The sequence below is a fragment of the Pseudomonas sp. YA1 genome (assembly GCF_058680555.1).
The window spans coordinates 20290-37164 of the sequence record NZ_JBZWBG010000012.1 but is presented as its reverse complement, the minus strand read 5'-3'; the positions used below and the strand labels follow the sequence as shown (position 1 = coordinate 37164).

Annotated in this window: 19 protein-coding genes; 12 read left to right on the top strand and 7 right to left on the bottom strand. The window is 67.9% G+C overall.

Features of this window, described 5'->3' with window-relative positions; translation table 11 throughout:
• Positions 1-100 precede the first annotated feature (100 nt).
• The gene (locus tag AC4OR5_RS18025; RefSeq protein ID WP_003137805.1) at positions 101-1999 is read left to right on the top strand and encodes an acyl-CoA synthetase; all 1899 of its coding nucleotides are present in this window, start codon (positions 101-103) and stop codon (positions 1997-1999) included.
• A 15-nt stretch (positions 2000-2014) separates the two neighbouring features.
• Here AC4OR5_RS18025 and AC4OR5_RS18020 read toward each other — a convergent pair whose 3' ends face one another.
• Entirely contained in the window at positions 2015-2662 is a 648-nt protein-coding gene (locus AC4OR5_RS18020; RefSeq protein ID WP_058160517.1) for a carboxylesterase, read from the bottom strand.
• 295 nt (positions 2663-2957) lie between these two features.
• Here AC4OR5_RS18020 and AC4OR5_RS18015 point away from each other — a divergent pair, with 295 nt between their 5' ends.
• From AC4OR5_RS18015 to AC4OR5_RS17975, 9 genes are all read left to right on the top strand, one after another.
• The gene (locus tag AC4OR5_RS18015) at positions 2958-3983 is read left to right on the top strand and encodes an amino acid ABC transporter substrate-binding protein (protein WP_058160516.1); all 1026 of its coding nucleotides are present in this window, start codon (positions 2958-2960) and stop codon (positions 3981-3983) included.
• 113 nt (positions 3984-4096) lie between these two features.
• Positions 4097-4813: a phosphatidylcholine synthase gene (pcsA, locus tag AC4OR5_RS18010; RefSeq protein WP_003129573.1), complete on the top strand. Its 717-nt coding sequence runs from the start codon at positions 4097-4099 to the stop codon at positions 4811-4813.
• Between the two features lie 70 nt (positions 4814-4883).
• Positions 4884-5366: a nuclear transport factor 2 family protein gene (locus AC4OR5_RS18005; protein WP_034029561.1), complete on the top strand. Its 483-nt coding sequence runs from the start codon at positions 4884-4886 to the stop codon at positions 5364-5366.
• A gap of 66 nt (positions 5367-5432) precedes the next feature.
• On the top strand, positions 5433-6134 hold the full coding sequence (locus AC4OR5_RS18000; protein ID WP_003092922.1) for a glutathione S-transferase C-terminal domain-containing protein: 702 nt from the start codon (positions 5433-5435) through the stop codon (positions 6132-6134).
• On the top strand, positions 6127-6441 hold the full coding sequence (locus AC4OR5_RS17995) for a GIY-YIG nuclease family protein (protein ID WP_003119275.1): 315 nt from the start codon (positions 6127-6129) through the stop codon (positions 6439-6441). The genes AC4OR5_RS18000 and AC4OR5_RS17995 overlap by 8 nt, the downstream gene beginning before the upstream one ends.
• Before the next feature lie 28 nt (positions 6442-6469).
• On the top strand, positions 6470-7159 hold the full coding sequence (locus AC4OR5_RS17990) for a CatB-related O-acetyltransferase (RefSeq protein WP_003092917.1): 690 nt from the start codon (positions 6470-6472) through the stop codon (positions 7157-7159).
• A gap of 120 nt (positions 7160-7279) precedes the next feature.
• Positions 7280-8215: a glutathione S-transferase family protein gene (locus AC4OR5_RS17985; RefSeq protein ID WP_003137812.1), complete on the top strand. Its 936-nt coding sequence runs from the start codon at positions 7280-7282 to the stop codon at positions 8213-8215.
• Between the two features lie 3 nt (positions 8216-8218).
• Complete coding sequence (locus tag AC4OR5_RS17980) at positions 8219-8971, top strand: VIT1/CCC1 transporter family protein (protein WP_034084372.1); 753 nt, start codon at positions 8219-8221, stop codon at positions 8969-8971.
• An 88-nt stretch (positions 8972-9059) separates the two neighbouring features.
• Positions 9060-9971: a hypothetical protein gene (locus AC4OR5_RS17975; protein ID WP_003092910.1), complete on the top strand. Its 912-nt coding sequence runs from the start codon at positions 9060-9062 to the stop codon at positions 9969-9971.
• A 42-nt stretch (positions 9972-10013) separates the two neighbouring features.
• Here AC4OR5_RS17975 and yejK read toward each other — a convergent pair whose 3' ends face one another.
• The 3 genes from yejK to AC4OR5_RS17960 all read right to left on the bottom strand — a co-directional run bounded on the left by yejK (position 10014) and on the right by AC4OR5_RS17960 (position 13010).
• On the bottom strand, positions 10014-11018 hold the full coding sequence (gene yejK, locus AC4OR5_RS17970; RefSeq protein ID WP_003092908.1) for a nucleoid-associated protein YejK: 1005 nt from the start codon (positions 11016-11018) through the stop codon (positions 10014-10016).
• A gap of 92 nt (positions 11019-11110) precedes the next feature.
• A complete protein-coding gene (locus AC4OR5_RS17965) occupies positions 11111-12466 on the bottom strand; it encodes a TAXI family TRAP transporter solute-binding subunit (protein ID WP_003111143.1) in 1356 nt (451 codons plus the stop codon).
• A gap of 73 nt (positions 12467-12539) precedes the next feature.
• Positions 12540-13010, bottom strand: coding sequence for an Rv1443c family protein (locus AC4OR5_RS17960; protein WP_003092903.1), 471 nt, complete (start codon positions 13008-13010; stop codon positions 12540-12542).
• Between the two features lie 103 nt (positions 13011-13113).
• Here AC4OR5_RS17960 and AC4OR5_RS17955 point away from each other — a divergent pair, with 103 nt between their 5' ends.
• Positions 13114-13656 (top strand): hydrolase, encoded by a 543-nt coding sequence (locus tag AC4OR5_RS17955; protein WP_003111145.1) that lies wholly within the window; start codon positions 13114-13116, stop codon positions 13654-13656.
• On the opposite strand, the gene AC4OR5_RS17950 is transcribed toward AC4OR5_RS17955, so the two are convergent.
• The gene (locus tag AC4OR5_RS17950) at positions 13646-14542 is read right to left on the bottom strand and encodes a LysR substrate-binding domain-containing protein (protein WP_003100573.1); all 897 of its coding nucleotides are present in this window, start codon (positions 14540-14542) and stop codon (positions 13646-13648) included. The two genes, AC4OR5_RS17955 and AC4OR5_RS17950, sit on opposite strands and share 11 nt — an antisense overlap.
• Before the next feature lie 123 nt (positions 14543-14665).
• On the opposite strand from AC4OR5_RS17950, the gene AC4OR5_RS17945 reads away from it, so the two are divergent.
• Entirely contained in the window at positions 14666-15277 is a 612-nt protein-coding gene (locus AC4OR5_RS17945) for a glutathione S-transferase (protein WP_003118301.1), read from the top strand.
• A 156-nt stretch (positions 15278-15433) separates the two neighbouring features.
• Here AC4OR5_RS17945 and AC4OR5_RS17940 read toward each other — a convergent pair whose 3' ends face one another.
• Both AC4OR5_RS17940 and AC4OR5_RS17935 read right to left on the bottom strand, forming a co-directional pair.
• Complete coding sequence (locus AC4OR5_RS17940; protein WP_058160951.1) at positions 15434-16426, bottom strand: zinc-dependent alcohol dehydrogenase family protein; 993 nt, start codon at positions 16424-16426, stop codon at positions 15434-15436.
• A 65-nt stretch (positions 16427-16491) separates the two neighbouring features.
• Positions 16492-16794 (bottom strand): ArsR/SmtB family transcription factor, encoded by a 303-nt coding sequence (locus AC4OR5_RS17935; RefSeq protein ID WP_003092893.1) that lies wholly within the window; start codon positions 16792-16794, stop codon positions 16492-16494.
• Positions 16795-16875: the final 81 nt, after the last annotated feature.

The following is a 16875-nucleotide window of genomic DNA, read 5'->3' as shown; positions in this document are numbered from 1 at the left end:
AAGACAACGGTAGGGCGGCGACGGGGGTGGCATCTTCGGGACGGTGCCGGAGCGATCCGGCGAGTGTCCGCCCACTCACCAACGGAAGAACAAGAAAACCATGAATCCGTCCCCATCGATCGCCGGGCTGAGCGATATCGAAGCCCTGGAACGCGTGCCGCTGGAACAGCGCGACCTGCCGTCCAGCACCTACGAACTGTTGCAACGCTCGGCCCAGCGCCACGGCCAGCGTATCGCCCTGAGCTGCCTGCTGCATGGCAGCGCCGCCGAAGAACCGTTGCGGATCAGCTATGCCGAGCTGTTCGCCCGCGTCACCCAGACCGCCAACGCCTTGCACCGGCTGGGCCTGGAAAGCCACCAGGCGGTGTCCTTCCTGCTGCCCAACCTGCCGCAGACCCACTACGTGATCTGGGGCGGCGAAGCTGCCGGGATCGTCAATGCGATCAACCCGCTGCTGGAGCCGGAGCACATCGCCGAGCTGATCCGCGCCTCCAACACCCGGGTGCTGGTGACCCTGGCGCCGTTTCCCGGCACTGACCTGTGGCAGAAGGTCGCCGGCCTGCGCGCGCAGCTGCCGGAGCTGTACGCGATCGTCGTGGTCGATCCGGCCAACCTGTTGCCGGCGCCGCAGCGCGAGGCGCTCAAGGCCCAGCGCGGGCCGCTGCCGGAGGGCGTGCTGGACTTCGATACGCTGATCGCCGACTGCCCGGCAGACCGCCTGGAGAGCGGACGGGCGATCCATCCGGACGACGTCGCTTCCTATTTCCACACCGGCGGCACCACCGGCACGCCGAAGCTGGCGCCGCACAGCCACTTCAACGAGGTGGCGATGGCCGAGATCATGGGTCTGAACGCCGACTACGGGGTGGACGACGTGCTGCTCTGTGGCCTGCCGCTGTTCCACGTCAACGGCGTGATGGTTACCGGCCTGGCGCCCTTCCATCGCGGCGCCCAGGTGCTCCTGGCCGGGCCCCAGGGCTACCGCAATCCGACCCTGATCCAGGACTTCTGGAAGCTAGTGGAGCGCTACCGGGTCACCAGCTTCAGTGGCGTGCCGACCATCTACGCGGCGTTGCTGCAGGTCCCCAGCGATGGCCGCGACCTGTCCAGCTTGCGTTTCGCCCTGTGCGGCGCGGCGCCGATGCCGGTGGAGCTGATCCGCCAGTTCGAGGCGCGTACCGGGCTCAAGGTGATCGAAGGCTACGGCCTCACCGAAGGTACCTGCGGCACCAGTTGCAACCCGCGTGGCGGCGAGCGCCGGCCGGGTTCGATCGGCCTGCGCCTGCCGTACTGCCAGGTGAAGGTCGCGGTGCTCGACGGCGAGGGCAATTACCTGCGCGATGCCGCGCCGAACGAGGTGGGCAACCTCTGCCTGAAGGGCCCGACGGTGTTCAAGGGCTACCTGCAACAGGACCGGAACCGCGATATCTGGGTCGGCGATGGCTGGTTCAATACCGGCGACCTCGGTCGTATCGACGAGGACGGCTACATCTGGCTCACCGGGCGCAGCAAGGACCTGATCATTCGCGGTGGCCACAACATCGACCCACAGATGATCGAAGAAGCGCTGCACCGGCATCCGGCCGTGGCCCTGGCGGCGGCGGTGGGCAAGCCGGACGCCAAGGCCGGCGAGCTGCCGGTGGTGTATATCCAGCTCAAGCCCGGCGCCAGCGCCAGCGAGGAAGAGCTGCTGGAACACGCCAGCCGCCACGTACCGGAGCGGGCGGCGGTGCCCAAGGATGTCTGGCTGATCGAGAGCATGCCGGTCACCGCGGTGGGCAAGACCTTCAAGCCGGCGCTGCGCCTGGACGCGATCCGCCGGGTGCTGGAGGAGGAAAGCCGGAGGATCGCCGAGGATATCCGCGTGGAGGTGGTCGCCGACGAGCGCCACGGCCAGCTCGCCCACCTGCACGTTCCCGCGCTCGACGAAAGACGCCGGGCGGCGCTGGAAGAGCTGCTCGGCGGCTACGCGCTGAACTACCGGCTGCACGCCGTCTGAGAGAAGCTCCGGGCGTCAGAGGCGCTTGCGCAGCCAGGCGCCGATGTCGTGGATTTCCTCCAGGGACACCTCGTGGCCCATCGGGTAGTCGTGCCAGCCCACCTCCACGCCCTGCGCCTGCAAGGCGTCATGGGCCGCGCGGCCGAGCGCCGGGTCGACCACGTCGTCCTGGCTGCCATGCAGGTGCAGGACCGGAATCCGCTTGTGGCGCTCGTCCAGCGCCAGGTCGTCGAAGGTCGGCGCGTAGGTGGATAGCGCCAGCACCCCGCCGAGCGGCTGGGCGTAGCGGCGGAAGGCGGTATGCAGGACCACCGCGCCGCCCTGGGAGAAACCGGCGAGGATGATCCGCTCGGCGGCGATGCCCTTGGCGCGCTGTTCATCGATGAGGGCGATGACCTGGTCGGCGGAGGCGTTCAACTGGTCTTCGTCGATGGCCCGCGCCGGACTGAAGGCAAGGATGTCGTACCAGCTCGGCATGATCCAGCCGCCATTGACCGTCACCGCCTGGCTCGGCGCCTGGGGGAGGATGAAGCGGGTGCTTGCCAGGACCATCTGCAGGGCTTCGGCCACCGGCTTGAAGTCGGTACGGTCGGCGCCCAGGCCGTGCAGCCAGATGATACAGGCGTCGGCATTCGGGGCATCGAGGATCAGGGGTTCGCTCATAACGGCTCCAGGCAGGGGGCATATGCGTTCGGAATGGGAGGACCATTCGACAACAGGCGCTTTCCCGCTCGCAAGTCGGCCAGATTGTCGCAGATCATGCATTCGCCAATTTCCCGCGGATGCGCTTTGCTAAGGGAAGTGCGCCGGGTACGCCGTTCGTCGCCCGCCGCCGTCGCGCCGCCGGCTGCCCCTGCCGGTGCCGCGGCGCTTGCGGTTACAGTGCGGCGACCGGCCCGGGAAGCGACCGGCGCGGGGCCGGCGGTTCACCCAGGGGCGGCGAGGGAGTGGCGAACAGATGACAATAATGAAAGGTACCTGGCTGCTGCTGGCCGCCGTCTGCCTCGGCGCCAGCGCCACGGCCGAGGCCGGCGCGACGCTGGATGCGGTGAAGCGCAAGGGCTACGTGCAGTGCGGCGTCAGCGACGGCCTGCCGGGGTTCTCCTACGCCGACGCCAAGGGCCGTTTCAAGGGGCTCGACGTCGACATCTGCCGGGCGCTGGCCGCCGCGCTGTTCGGCGACGCCGGGAAGGTGCGCTTCACCCCGCTGTCCGCCACCGAGCGGTTTTCGGCGTTGCAGTCCGGCACGGTCGACCTGCTGTCGCGCAACACCTCATGGACCAGCTCGCGGGATACCGCGCTGGGCATCCACTTCACCGGCGTCACCTATTTCGACGGCCAGGGCTTCCTGGTCAATCGCAAGCTCGGCGTGTCCAGCGCCCGCGAACTGAAGGACGCGACGGTGTGCATCCAGTCCGGCACCACCAACGAGCTGAACGTGGCGGACTACTTCCGGGCCCACGGCATCCGCTACAAGGCGGTGCTCGACGACAGCTACGAGAAGAGCGCCCGTGCCCTGGAGGCGGGGCAGTGCGACGTGCTCAGCTCCGACCAGTCGCAGCTCTACGCCCAGCGCCTGAAGCTGGCCAAGCCGGACCAGTACGTGGTGCTGCCGGAAGTGATCTCCAAGGAGCCGCTCGGCCCGGCCGTGCGGCAGGGCGACGAAGCCTGGTTCAACATCGTCCGCTGGACCCTGTACGGCCTACTCAACGCGGAGGAGCTGGGGGTCACCTCGAGCAACGTCGAGCGCCAGGCCAGGGACAGCCGCAACCCGGACGTCGCCCGCCTGCTCGGCAGCGAGGGTGACGCCGGCAAGGACTTGCAACTGCCGCGCGACTGGGTGGTGCAGATGGTGCGCCAGGTCGGCAACTATGGCGAGATCTTCGCCCGCAACGTCGGCGACGGCAGCCCGCTGAAGATGCCGCGCGGCCTCAACGCACAATGGAATCTCGGCGGCCTGCACTATGCGCCGCCGATCCGCTGACCGGCGGGGGGCTGGCTGAACTCTCGCCAGCACCGACAATCCGATAACAGACAGACGCACCGGTGCCGGTGCACTATAGAGCGACGCGTCATGCCGAACACCGAACAAGAGAAATGCCCGTGAACCTATCGATGACTCCCATCAACAAAGCCAAGGCCTGGGGCGTCCACGCCGTCACCGCCAGCGGCGTGATCCTGGCCTTGCTGGCCCTGCTCGCGCTGGTCGACAACAAACCCCAGGCCTGCCTGCTCTGGCTCGGCCTGGCCCTGCTGGTGGACGGCCTCGACGGCACCCTGGCGCGCAAGTACGAAGTCAAGGAAATGCTGCCGCATTTCGACGGCTCGGTGCTCGACCTGGTGATCGACTACCTGACCTACGTGTTCATCCCGGCCATCTTCATCTACCGCTACATCCCCCTGCCGGAGCATTTCGAACTGCTGGCGGTGGGCGTGATCCTGGTTTCGTCGCTGTTCTGCTTCTGCAACGTCAACATGAAGAGCACCGACAACTACTTCGTCGGCTTCCCGGCCGCCTGGAACGTGGTGGCGGTGTACTTCTACGTGCTCGACCTGCACCCCTGGGTCAACCTCGTCACGGTGCTGGTGCTGGCCGCCCTGACCCTGACCCGGATGAAGTTCCTCCACCCGTTCCGCGTGCGCCAGTTCATGCCGTTGAACATCGCGGTGACCTTCGTCTGGCTGATCAGCAGCGGTCTGCTGATCGTCCAGCAGCCGGCCGACCTGCCAATCCTGCTCGGCCTGTGGTTCGCCGCCTCGGCCTATTTCGTCGGTATCTGCCTCTGGCGCAGCGCCCGCGAGTGGTTCGGCTGAAACGACCCGGCGCGACGGCGTTCCCGCCTGGGGACGCCTGGCAAGTCCTTCTCATCGCAAGGAACCCCGCATGGCCCACCCCAACGCCGAACTGATCGAGCGCTTCTACCAGGCCTTCCAGCGCCTCGACGGCGAGGCCATGGCGGCCTGCTACGCCCCCCAGGCGACCTTCCACGACCCGGCCTTCGGCGAACTGCGTGGGCGCGAGGTGGGCGACATGTGGCGCCTGCTGACCAGCCGGGCGCGGGACTTCCGCCTGGACTACGCGAACGTCCGCGCCGACGAGAACGAGGGGCGTGCGCAATGGGTGGCCCACTACCTGTTCACCCAGACCGGGCGCAGGGTGGAGAATCGCATCGAGGCCCGTTTCCGCTTCGCCGACGGTTTGATCGTCGAGCATCGCGACCTGTTCGACCTGTGGCGCTGGAGCCGCCAGGCGCTTGGCGCCAAGGGCCTGCTGCTGGGCTGGGCGCCGCCGGTGCAGCGGGCGATCCGCGGGCAGGCGCGCAAGGGCCTGGCCGCCTACCAGGCTGCCCATCCGGCGGCCGGCTGAGGCTGTCGGTGGCCGAAGCGCGGATAATCTCCTAAGCTCGCCGCGGACAACCCGCAGGACGCCGCGATGATCACGCTCTTCCAGTTCCCCGCCGCATTCAACGTACCCAATGCCAGTCCCTACTGCCTGAAACTGGAAACCTGGTTGCGCCTGGCCGGCCTGGAGTATCAGGTGAAGGTCGTCAGCGACCCGCGCAAGGCGCCCAAGGGCAAGCTGCCCTACGTGCGTATCGAGGGCGAGGCGATCGGTGACAGCGAGATCGTCATCCGTACCCTCGGCGAGCGCTACGGTGTCACTCTCGACGCCGGCCTGGATGCACGGGGCAAGGGCTGGGCACGGGCGATCACGCGCCTGTGCGACGAACACCTGTACTACCTGATGCTGTATTTCCGCTGGTTCGACGAGGACAGCTGGCGCGTGCTCAAGCCGGTGTTCTTCGGCTCGCTGCCATTCGGCGTGCGCGACGCGGTGGCCTGGGCCATGCGCCGCAAGGTCCGCGCTACCCTCAGGGCGCAGGGACTCGGGGTCCACGGCAGGGACGAACTGCTGGCCTTCGCCCGCGACGACCTCGATGCCCTCGACGGCCTGCTCGGCCAGGTCCCGTACTACGGCGGCGAACATCCGTGCAGCGCCGATGCCGCCGCTTACGGTATCCTCGCCAACCTCATCGAGGCGACCTTGGATACCCCGCTCAGCCATGTGGCGCGAGGCTATCCGCGCCTGGTGGCGTATTGCGAGCGGATGCGGGAGCGGGTCTGGAGTGAGTGAGGCGACGGCCGCCACGGCGGCGATCGGGAAGTGTTGGTCGGTCTACCTGGTGAGAGCGGAAAACGGCGCGTTGTACTGCGGCATCAGCGACGATCCGCTGCGCCGCTTCGACACTCATTGCAGCGGCAAGGGCGCGCGGTTCTTCCATTCCAGCCCCGCCCGCGCGCTGGTCTACGTCGAGGCCTGCGCCAGCAAGGGCGACGCCCTGCGCCGCGAGCGGGCGATCAAGGCCCTGAGCAAGCGCGCCAAGGAGCGCCTGTTGGTCGGCGTACCGGTGTTGCGCGAGGTCGGCGAGCCGGCAATCTAGGACGTTCATCTGCGGTCATGGGGTATTCGTGGGTTACCTGAAGAATCATTGGTGGAAACGCTGGATCCGCCGCCGCGGCTGCAAGCTGGCCGGCGGCCCGGCCAGTGTCGGCAAGCGCACCACGCTGGTGCTCGAGGAGCAGGTCGAACTCGGCCACCTGCGCATCGTCCCGCCGAGGCTGGAGATCGGCGCCTACAGCTATGTGCGCAGCGGCACCGACCTGTCCCTGGTGGCGTCCATCGGGCGTTTCTGCTCGATCGGCTCGGACTGCTTCATCGGCCAGGAAAAACATACCCATCCCAGCGACTGGGTGAGCAGCCACCCCTTCCAGCACACCGGCACCGCGCTGCGCTACGAGCCGGCTCTGAGCTACGCGGAAATCGGCCACGATGTCTGGATCGGACACAGCGCGATGGTGATGGAAGGGGTCAAGGTCGGGACCGGGGCGATCATCGCCACGCGCGCCGTGGTCACTCGCGACGTGCCGCCCTACGCCATCGTCGCCGGCACCCCGGCGCAGGTGATCCGCTACCGGCATCCGCCGGAGATCATCGAGGGTCTGCTCGCCTCGCGCTGGTGGGAGCTGGATAGCGCCTTCCTCACCGGCCTGCCGCTGGACCGTCCCCGGGAGTTCCTCGCCGCCCTGGAGGCGCGCGAGGCGCCGCGTGCGGCGTACCGGCGGATGACCATCACCCGCCAGGGGTGCCGGCTGGATTGAGCGCCCCCATCGCCAGGCCCATCGGGCCAGGCGATGGGGTGCCCTTCATGTCCCGGATTGTCATAGGCGTGTTTTCCCTGCCGCGCTAAGCTGGTGCCTCACATCCGCCCGGAGGCGCCCATGTCAGAGCTGATCCTGCATCACTATCCCACTTCGCCCTTCGCCGAGAAGGCGCGCCTGCTGCTCGGTTTCAAGCAACTGTCCTGGCGTTCGGTGATGATTCCGCCAGTGATGCCCAAGCCGGACCTGGTGGCGCTGACCGGCGGCTATCGGAAGACCCCGGTGTTGCAGGTCGGCGCCGATGTGTATTGCGATACCGCGTTGATCGCCCGTCGCCTGGAGCAGGAAAAGGCGGTTCCGGCGCTGTTTCCCGAAGGCCAGGAGATGGTCGCCGCGAGCTTCGCCCAGTGGGCCGACGCGGTGCTGTTCCAGCACGCGGTAAGCCTGGCGTTCGCCCCGGAGTCCATCGCCGTGCGTTTCGGCAAGCTGCCGCCGGAATTCCTCAAGGCCTTCATGGCCGATCGCAGCCAACTGTTCAGCGGCGGCAGCGCCGGCCGCCTGCCGCTGGAACAGGCGCGCCACCAGTGGCCGGCATTCATGGCGCGACTGGAGCGCCAGTTGTCGCGCGAGGACGGCGATTTCCTGTTCGGCGAAGCGTCCGTCGCCGACTTCGCCGTGGCGCACTGCCTGTGGTTCCTCAAGGGCACGCCGGTCACCGCGCCGCTGGTCGACGATTACCCGCAGGTGCAGGCCTGGTTGGGCCGGGTGCTCGGCTTCGGCCATGGCGCGCCAGCCGAGATGAGTGCGGAGGAAGCCCTGGAGGTGGCTCGCGGCAGCCAGCCCGCGGCATTGCCGGACGAATCCTTCAGCGACCCCAACGGTTTCCGGCCCGGCCAGGCGGTCGCCATCGCCGCCACCGACTACGGTGTCGACGCGGTACAGGGCGAACTGCTCTTCGCCGGCAGCGAGGAACTCATCCTGCGCCGCGAAGACCCGCGGGCGGGTACCGTGCATGTGCATTTCCCGCGCCTGGGCTTTCGCATCGAGGCGCGTTGAGGCATGCCGGCGGAGACCCCGTCGCCGCGCCCGGACGCCGATCCGCCGCAGTGCGCGTTGCCCGAGGCGAGGCCGGACCGCGACGCTGGCACCAAGCTGCGCGCCGCGGTGCTCGGCGCCAACGATGGCCTGGTGTCGAACCTGTGCCTGGTGATGGGCGTGGCGGGTGCGAGCATGGCGCATTCGTCCATCGTCCTCACCGGGATGGCCGGACTGGTGTCCGGGGCCTGCTCGATGGCCCTCGGCGAGTGGCTGTCGGTGACCAACGCCCGCGAGATGGCGAGCAAGCGCATCGCCGAGGAAGAACGCCTGCTCAGGCTCTGCCCGAACACCGAGACCCAGGAACTGATCGATATCTTCACCGCCAAGGGGCTGAGCGAGGTGTCCGCCCGGCGCGTGGCCCTGCAACTGATGAACGACGGTCGTGGCGCGCTGGACACCTTGTCCCGCGAGGCCCTCGGCATCGATCCGACGGAGTTGGGCGGCAACCCGTGGAACGCGGCGGGTACGTCGTTCCTGCTGTTTTCCCTTGGCGCCCTGGTGCCGGTGGCGCCGTTCCTGTTCCTCGACGGCGCCGCGGCGCTGGTCGCAAGCCTGCTGTCCAGTCTGCTTGCGCTGCTGTTCAGCGGCGCGGTCACCGCCCGTTTCACCGGGCGGCCGCTGGCGTTCTCGGCGTTGCGCCAGGTGCTGGTCGGTACGCTTGCCGCGGCCTTCACCTATGGGTTGGGTACCGCGCTCGGCGTGGGCCTGGGCTGAAAGTCCTTCGCCTGCGGGGGACTCCGTTTTACACTGCGACACCCGGCCGGCGTGGCCGGGAACAGGAAAAACCGACCAGGGAGTGGCCATGAACGCCTACGACATCGAAATCGTCAACGACGCCGCGCACGCCGGCGAAGCCAACCACGGCTGGTGCTTCGGCCTGCCGCCGGGCATCCGTCCGGAGCAGTGGCCGCTGGATCCGGACACCGGCTATCCGCTGATGCACGGCTTCACCCTGCTGCTGCCGGAGGACTACCGGGTGCATGGCCCGGAGATCGTCGCGCTGAGCTTCTTCTCCCTCGCCCCGGACCAGAACGACGGTGGACCGACCAGCGTCGATGGCATTCGCGAGATGCTCATCGATCCGCCCGCGCAACCGCCGGCCGACGCGGAACTGCGGCCGTTCTGGGAGGCCGGGCGCAATAGCCATCCGCGTCTGCATCGGATGGAGGACATCCTTGGCGGCGCCTATGCGTTGATCCTGCTCGACGCCGCTGAATTCAGCGGCGCGCCCTGCCAGCCGCCGGCGCTGCCGGCGGGCAACCCGCTGCTGGCGCAGACCGAGCCGCCTCAGTGGCTGGAGGCTGGTTCGGCGGCCAGCTTCGTGCCGGACTGGGCGGAGGACGACTACTACCTGCTGCGCGCCCTCGGTGGCCGCCCGGCGGCCGGCCACCAGCAGCGCTACCCGCTGCGCTGGACGGCGCGGGCGCAAGACCCCAACGCCGGGGTGGTGCCCAGCGAATACGGCGACGGCGGCTACCAGCTGCCGCACTACTGGCTGGACGGCAAGATCGAGCGCGACAACTACCGCGAGCATCCCTGGGTGGAAGGGCACCTGCCGAACCATATCGGCGGCACCATGCGTCCGGTGCAGGGCGTGCCGGAGATGAGTCCCTTCTACGTAGAGTTCGAGGAATACCTGGGCGGCTACAACTTCGGCGGCGGCAACGCCCAGCTCGATTTCCGCGACATGCGCTTCGACTGGGCCTGCGGCTGAGGAGGGAAAGGGAGCGCCGGCGGCGCTCCGGGGCGGCGCGGGTCAGTCCTTGCGCCGCTTGAGCTGGTCCTTCAACTGGGTCGGCAACTGGCGGATGATCAGCATGTCGCGCTCTTCGTCGTATTCCACCTTGGAGCCCAGCAGGTGCGCCTCGAAGCTGATCGACAGGCCTTCGGCGCGGCCGGTGAAGCGGCGGAACTGGTTGAGGGTGCGCTTGTCCGCCGGGATTTCCGGCGACAGGCCGTAGTCCTTGTTACGGATGTAGTCGTAGAACGCCCGCGGTTGCTGGTCGTCCATCAGTTCCGAAAGCGCGTCGAGGGTCATCGGCTCGCCGATGCGCGCCTGCGAGGTGGCGTAGTCGACCAGCGTCTCGGTCTTCTCGCGGGCCTGTTCCTCGGCCATGTCCTCGCTTTCCACGAAATCGCTGAAGGCTTTCAGCAGGGTGCGCGTCTCGCTCGGCGAATCCACCCCTTCCTGGCAGCCGATGAAGTCGCGGAAATAGTCGGAGACCTTCTTCCCGCCCTTGCCCTTGATGAACGAGATGTACTGCTTCGACTGCTTGTTGTTGCGCCATTCGGAAATGTTGATCCGCGCGGCCAGGTGCAACTGGCCGAGGTCCAGGTGGCGCGACGGGGTGACCTCCAGCGACTCGTTCACCGCCACGCCTTCGCTGTGGTGCAGCAGGGCGATCGCCAGGTAGTCGGTCATGCCTTGCTGGTAGTGGGCGAACAGGACGTGGCCGCCGGTGGAGAGATTGGACTCCTCCATCAGCTTTTGCAGGTGCTCGACCGCTTCGCGGCTGAAGCCGACGAAGTCGCGGTCGCCCTCCAGGTACTCGCCGAGCCAGCCGCTGAACGGGTAGGCCCCGGACTCGCCCTGGAAGAAGCCCCAGGCCTTGTTCTTGGCGTTGTAGCTTTCGTTGAGGTCGGCCAGCAGGTTCTCGATGGCCTGGGAGTCGCCCAGCTCGGCGTCGCGCGCGTGGAGCACGGCCGGGGTGCCGTCGGGCTTCTTCTCGATCAGGTGGACGATGGCGTGATGGATCGGCATGTCAGGTTCGACCTTTCAGGTAATCGGCGGCGCCGCGCAGGTTTCCGCGATGCTGCGGGACACGCCGCTGGCGCGCCCGCGGATCGGCCAGTTTACCCGAGGTTGCCGGCTTCTGCCTGCGTCGCCTGGCGTTCCTGCAGACCGTGCAGGCGCTTGATCACGAAGTTCAGGTGCAGGTGCAGCTCGTACAGCTCGTGGTAGTAGGAGAGCGGCACCTCCACGGTGTTCAGCTCGCTCTCCAGTTTCTCCAGCCGTTCGATCTCGCTTCTCAGTTGCTCGGCGTCGGTGCCGCTGTCGAGCTTGCGGTCGATGTCGCGGATGTAGCGGTACCAGCGGTAGATGCGCGCGCGGATGCGCCAGCGATACAGCGGGCCGATGGACTTCATCAGCGGGATGAGGATGGCGATGAACGGGATCAGCAGGATGATGTAGCGGTCCGCCAGGGAGGCGATGCGGAACGGCAGGTAGCGCTGCAGCAGCGGCAGGCCGCTCTTGTAGTAGCGCTCGGCGTCCTCGTGCAGGCGCAGGGTGCGCGGCTCGGCGCTGGGGAAGGCGCCGGGCTTGTCGAGCAGGCTGCCGTCCTTCATCACCTCGCGCGCGGCTTCCAGCACCAGCGGGATCAGCGCCGGGTGGAAGCGCTCGTTGATCACCAGGGTGGCCACCGGCGACAGGGTGCTGATGTTTCGTTCCGGCACGTTGCGCGGCAGGTTGAGCAGGCCTTCGCCGACCTCGACCCGCTTGAGGAACGGCAGGCGCGCCTCGTAGGCGGCGCTGCGGCGGAAGTTGACCAGGCGAAGCTGGTCGTTGTCGGCCAATTTCTGGATCGCCGGGTTCTCCGCCGGGCCGACGATGAACGCCGCGTCCAGCTTGCCGGCCAGCAGGTCGTCGACCACCGCGTTGCCGCCGCGGGCTTCCCAGGTGATCGGATAGTGTCCCGGGGCGATGTCGTTGGCCTGCAGGATCGCCTCGGTGGCGGCGCGGGTGCCGCTGCCGTCGCTGCCGATGGCCAGGCGCAGGTGCAGCAGGTCGCTGAGCTGGTCGATGTGCACGTTGCTGCGGTGGAACAGCCAGAGCGGCTCCTGGTAGACCGCGCCGAGGGTCTGCAACTGGCGCGCCTGCCCAGCTTCGAGCTGGCGCTCCTGGCCGCTCTGGACCAGGGCGATGTCGACCTCGCCGGTGCCGAGCAGGCGCTCCAGGTTGTCGCGCGAGCCGGCGCTGGGCACCAGCTTCAGTTCGAAGCCCTGCTCCTTGAGCTTTTCCCGGAGCTTGCCGGCGAACACGGCGTAGCCGCCGCCCTCGGCGCCGGTGGCCATGGTCGCGCTCATCGGCGGCGGCGGGGCGACGAAATAGAACACCGCGGCGACCAGGGCGGCGATCACCGGGATCAGCCAGAGGTTGGCGCGGATCAGGATGGCGAGGTCCTTGAGCAGGTGCTTGATGCGATTCATGAGCGGTCCTTGTGCTGCTCTCCAGAAGGGTATGACGGATGCGGGCGGGCGCACTCCTCAGCGTAGCCGAGGGTCACCGGCGGTCCGTGCGGAACTGCCGGCAGAGCACCCGGTGGCGATGCCGGAAGATGCGGGTGAGGAACCAGCGTACCAGTCCGGCGGCGAATAGCGGGCGCACGGTCAACTGGTCGACCAGCAGGCATTCCCCGGCCTCGCCCGGTGCCGGCAGGATGCGTCGCTCGTGGCGCCAGAGGCGCATGCCGGTCATCGGCGACTGTTCGATGAAGCCGCGGCCGGGCGTCAGCTCCAGCAGGGTCAGTTGCGAAGTGCCCAGCGGCAGCAAGCCGAACAGGCGCATGTGGCTGCGGAACAGCGGGCGCCGGGGCACTACCTCCAGGTCTTCGAGGCTGCGGATACCGGGCGGTACGCTCATGCTCAGCAACGGGCGTATCTCGCGGAGTATCCCGTCCACCGAGGTGATCCACCGCCAGAGCTGTTCGGGGCTGGCCTGCAGGCGCGATTCGAAATGCAGGCTGATATTCATCGCAGGCTCCTGCTAGGGTTGTGGGAGGACGCGCTGTCCATGGCGCCCGTGCCGTGCAAGCCTAAGCCAGACGAACCGAGACGTCGAACCGAAGGAGGACGCCATGCTGATCCGCGCCGCAACCTCGACCCTGCTGGTGGTCGATATCCAGGAGCGCCTGCTGCCGGCCATCGACGACGGCCCGGCGCTGGTCGAGTACAGCCAGTGGTTGTTGCGCGTGGCCCGCGCACTGGACGTGCCGGTGCTGGCCAGCGAGCAGTACAGCAAGGGCCTGGGGCCGACGGTGGCGGCCCTGCGCGATGAGCTGGACGCCACGCAGATCCTCGAGAAGCTGGACTTCTCGGCCGCCGCCGATGGCGCCCTGCTGCGCGCGCCCGGCGGCGACCGCCGGCAGTTCGTGGTTTGCGGCAGCGAGGCGCATGTCTGCGTGCTGCAGACCGTGCTCGACCTGCTTGGCCGCGGTCGCGAGGTGTTCGTCGTGGAGGAGGCGATCGGCTCGCGGCGGCCGAGCGACAAGGCGCTGGCCGTGGAGCGGATGCGCCAGGCCGGGGCGATGATCGTGTCGCGGGAGATGGTCGCCTTCGAATGGATGGAGCGCGCCGGCAGCGACCGCTTCCGCGAGATCAGCCGCAACTTCATTCGCTGAGCGGCGGTTGCTCGGCCTGGTAGCGCCGGGCCTCCTCGCGCAGCCAGTCGGCGAAGGCCTGGTGGCGGTCGCTCGGCGGCTCGCGCTGTGGCCAGACCAGCCAGTAGGGATAGGGGTAGGGCACGCGGATGTCGCCCAGTTGCACCAGGCGGCCCTCGGCGAGGGCGCCGGCGACCAGGCTGCGACGCTCCAGGGCGATGCCCTGGCCCAGGCGCACGGCTTCCAGCAGCAGGTTCGAGTCGTTGATCAGCAGTCCGTGCTGCGGTTCCGCCACGCCGGCACGCTGGCACCAGAGCGCCCAGGATTCGGTGGAGCGCAGGGTAGGGCAGGCGACGATCTCGCTCGGCGTGCGCGGCAGGCGGCCGCCGTTGAAGTCGGGCGCGGCGACCATCAGCAACTCGTCGTCGAACAGGCGTTCCCGACCGACCCCTTCCCAGTCGCCCTTGCCGATGCGTACGCCGAGGTCGGCCAGGCCCTGGCGCAGGTTCTGCACGTCGAGACTGGCCACCAGCCGCACGCGACAGTGCGGATGGCGCTCGCGAAAGCGCGGCAGGCGCGGCAGCAGCCAGTTCAGGCCGAAGGACGGCATCACCGTGACCACCAGCTCGCCCTCCCGCGGACGCGCCCGCACCACCCGCGTGGCGTCGGCGATCTCGCCCAGAGAGGCGCGTACCTGCAGGGCGTAGAACCGGCCGTTCTCACTCAGGCGCAGGCCGCGCCCCTCGCGGACGAACAGGGCCAGGCCGAGGAGGTTTTCCAGCAGCTTGATCTGCTGGCTGATCGCCGAGTGGGTGACGTGCAGCTCGCTGGCGGCCTGGCTGATGCTGCCGAGCCGGGCGACCGCTTCGAAGCTGCGCAGCGCGGTGAGGGGAGGGAGGTCGCTCATGTAAGTTTTTCTAAAGGGTTCGCTGGATTTATCTCGATATTTTTCGCGTTGTGCAACGACTAGAGTGATTTTCCCAGGCGTCGCCCTCTTAGCGGCGCTTAATCATCGACAAAGGATGCCGCGATGCAACTGATCGGTATGCTGGATTCGCCTTTTGTGCGCCGGGTCGCCATCGCCCTGCGCCTGCTGGACCTGCCCTACGAGCACCGGCCGCTGTCGGTGTTCCGCAATTTCGAGGCGTTCAGCCTGTTCAACCCGATGGTCAAGGCGCCCACGCTGGTGCTGGACGATGGCACCGTGCTGATGGACTCCAGCCTGATCCTCGATTACCTGGAGTGCCTGGCCGGCCGCGAACGCAGTCTGCTGCCGCAACGGCCGCAGGCCCGTGCACGGGCGCTGAGTCTGATCGGCGCGGCGCTGGTGGCCTGCGAGAAGTCCGTGCAGATCTACTACGAACTGAACCTGCGTCCCGAGGAACGCCGCCATGGCCCCTGGCTGGAGCGGGTGGAGGGGCAGTTGCTGGCGGCCTACGACTGGCTGGAGGCAGCGCTGCGCCAGGAGCCGCTGGCACGCGACGGCGGCATCGAGCTGGTTGGGGTGACCGTCGCGGTGGCCTGGCGCTTCAGCCAACTGGTGGTCGCGGAGCGGGTCGCCGCCAGCGAATACCCGGAACTGGCAAGCTATTCGGATTATGCGGAGGGGTTGCCGGTGTTCCTCGAGACGCCGCCGGTCTGAGCCCGCGAGGGGCCAGGCTGGCGCCCCTCGAACGGCTCGTTTCCGCCTGCGCCAGGCCCCGGTTCGTCGGCTGGCCGCCCCGACCTGGGCGCTGCGGGTCGGTACCGGGCACATGCCGGGGCGGGCCGCGATCGGGGCCCGTTCCGCGCCGTGGCGTCAGCGGGCGAACGCCTGTGCGGGATCGACCGATGGCTCGACCGCGATCGCGATTTTTCCCCGGATGCCATTGTCGCGACTCTCCAGGCGGGCGTGGGCGAGGGGGATGTCGGCAAGCGAATAGACGGCGCCGACATGCGGGCGCAACCGGCCGCGCTCGACCAGGGCGCTCAACTCGTCGAGCTTGCCGCGATTCTGCCGGGTGAAGACGAAGTGATAGCTCGCGTTCCTGCCCCAGGCCTGGAGGAGGTTCTGCGGCTGGGCGAGGTCGACGATGCTGACCACGCGGCCGAGCTGCGCGAGCACCTCGGGGCTGCGCGACAGGGTGTCGCCGCCGATGCTGTCGAACACCACGTCGACGCCGCGGCCTCCGGTTTCCCGCAGGATGGCCTCGACGTAGTCCTGCTTCTGGTAGTCGATGAGCACATCGGCGCCCATCTGGCGGGCGAACTCGAAGTTGACCTCGCGCACTGTGGTGAAGACCCGGGCTCCCATGGCCTTCGCCAACTGGATCGCGACATGCCCGACGCCGCCGGCGCCGCCGTGCACCAGGATGCTTTCGCCGACCCTCAGCGCCGCGCGTGCGACCAGCGCTTCCCAGGCCGTGCCGCCGACCAGGCTGAGGCTCGCCGCCTCCAGGTGGCTCAGCGCGGCGGGCTTCCTGCCGATGATGCCTTCCGCTGCCAGGTGGTACTCGGCATAGCTGCCCTGGCCTTCGAAGATCTGCGGGGTGTACCAGACCTCGTCTCCCGGTGCGACGGCGGTCACTCCCGGCCCTACCGCTTCGACGACGCCGGACACGTCATGCCCGGTGATGGCCGGAAGCGCTACCAGGTCGGGGTAGTCGCCGCGACGGACCTGGTAGTCCAGCGGATTGATCGAGGTCGCATGGACCCGCACCAATACCTGTCCCGCCTGCGGCACCGGTTTGGGCACCTCGTGCAACTCGAAGGATTCCGGACCGCCAAACGCCTTGAGTATCAACGCTTTCATTGCATATCCTCGTTTCGGTAAAAAGGGATATCGGGAATTTTCGATATATTGTGGCGTAGAAAGAACTACAGTTCCGCGCCAATTAGCTCGACGAGGGCACGGATATTCGCTTCGTTGCGCTTGTAGTAGGTCCATTGGCCGATCCGCCTGACTTCGACCAGGCCCGCCCGTTGCAGGATCGCCAGGTAATCGGACACGGTCGACTGCGACAGGCCGACGCCCTCCTGGATACTGCTGACGCAGACGCCCACGGTGTCGACGTCGCCCTCGTCCTGCGGAGGAAAGTTCTTCGCCGGGTCCTTCAGGCCTTTCAGGATTTCCAGGCGTGTCCGGTTCGACAGGGCTTTGAATGTTTCGAGCAGGTCCATGGCGGCGAGGATATCGGGAATTTCCGATTTGTCAATCCGGGACGACGGAGACCTGCCGTCGCTGTTGACCTCAAGTTAGGT

Coding starts and splice junctions, on each gene's coding strand:
- AC4OR5_RS17985 (WP_003137812.1), top strand. CDS start 7,280: ATGTCAGAGCTGATCCTGCATCACTATCCCACTTCGCCCTTCGCCGAG.
- AC4OR5_RS17980 (WP_034084372.1), top strand. CDS start 8,219: ATGCCGGCGGAGACCCCGTCGCCGCGCCCGGACGCCGATCCGCCGCAG.
- AC4OR5_RS18020 (WP_058160517.1), bottom strand. CDS start 2,662: ATGAGCGAACCCCTGATCCTCGATGCCCCGAATGCCGACGCCTGTATC.
- AC4OR5_RS18025 (WP_003137805.1), top strand. CDS start 101: ATGAATCCGTCCCCATCGATCGCCGGGCTGAGCGATATCGAAGCCCTG.
- AC4OR5_RS18015 (WP_058160516.1), top strand. CDS start 2,958: ATGACAATAATGAAAGGTACCTGGCTGCTGCTGGCCGCCGTCTGCCTC.
- AC4OR5_RS17950 (WP_003100573.1), bottom strand. CDS start 14,542: ATGAGCGACCTCCCTCCCCTCACCGCGCTGCGCAGCTTCGAAGCGGTC.
- AC4OR5_RS17965 (WP_003111143.1), bottom strand. CDS start 12,466: ATGAATCGCATCAAGCACCTGCTCAAGGACCTCGCCATCCTGATCCGC.
- AC4OR5_RS18000 (WP_003092922.1), top strand. CDS start 5,433: ATGATCACGCTCTTCCAGTTCCCCGCCGCATTCAACGTACCCAATGCC.
- AC4OR5_RS17975 (WP_003092910.1), top strand. CDS start 9,060: ATGAACGCCTACGACATCGAAATCGTCAACGACGCCGCGCACGCCGGC.
- AC4OR5_RS17945 (WP_003118301.1), top strand. CDS start 14,666: ATGCAACTGATCGGTATGCTGGATTCGCCTTTTGTGCGCCGGGTCGCC.
- AC4OR5_RS17940 (WP_058160951.1), bottom strand. CDS start 16,426: ATGAAAGCGTTGATACTCAAGGCGTTTGGCGGTCCGGAATCCTTCGAG.
- AC4OR5_RS17955 (WP_003111145.1), top strand. CDS start 13,114: ATGCTGATCCGCGCCGCAACCTCGACCCTGCTGGTGGTCGATATCCAG.
- pcsA (WP_003129573.1), top strand. CDS start 4,097: ATGCCCGTGAACCTATCGATGACTCCCATCAACAAAGCCAAGGCCTGG.
- AC4OR5_RS18005 (WP_034029561.1), top strand. CDS start 4,884: ATGGCCCACCCCAACGCCGAACTGATCGAGCGCTTCTACCAGGCCTTC.
- AC4OR5_RS17960 (WP_003092903.1), bottom strand. CDS start 13,010: ATGAATATCAGCCTGCATTTCGAATCGCGCCTGCAGGCCAGCCCCGAA.
- AC4OR5_RS17935 (WP_003092893.1), bottom strand. CDS start 16,794: ATGGACCTGCTCGAAACATTCAAAGCCCTGTCGAACCGGACACGCCTG.
- yejK (WP_003092908.1), bottom strand. CDS start 11,018: ATGCCGATCCATCACGCCATCGTCCACCTGATCGAGAAGAAGCCCGAC.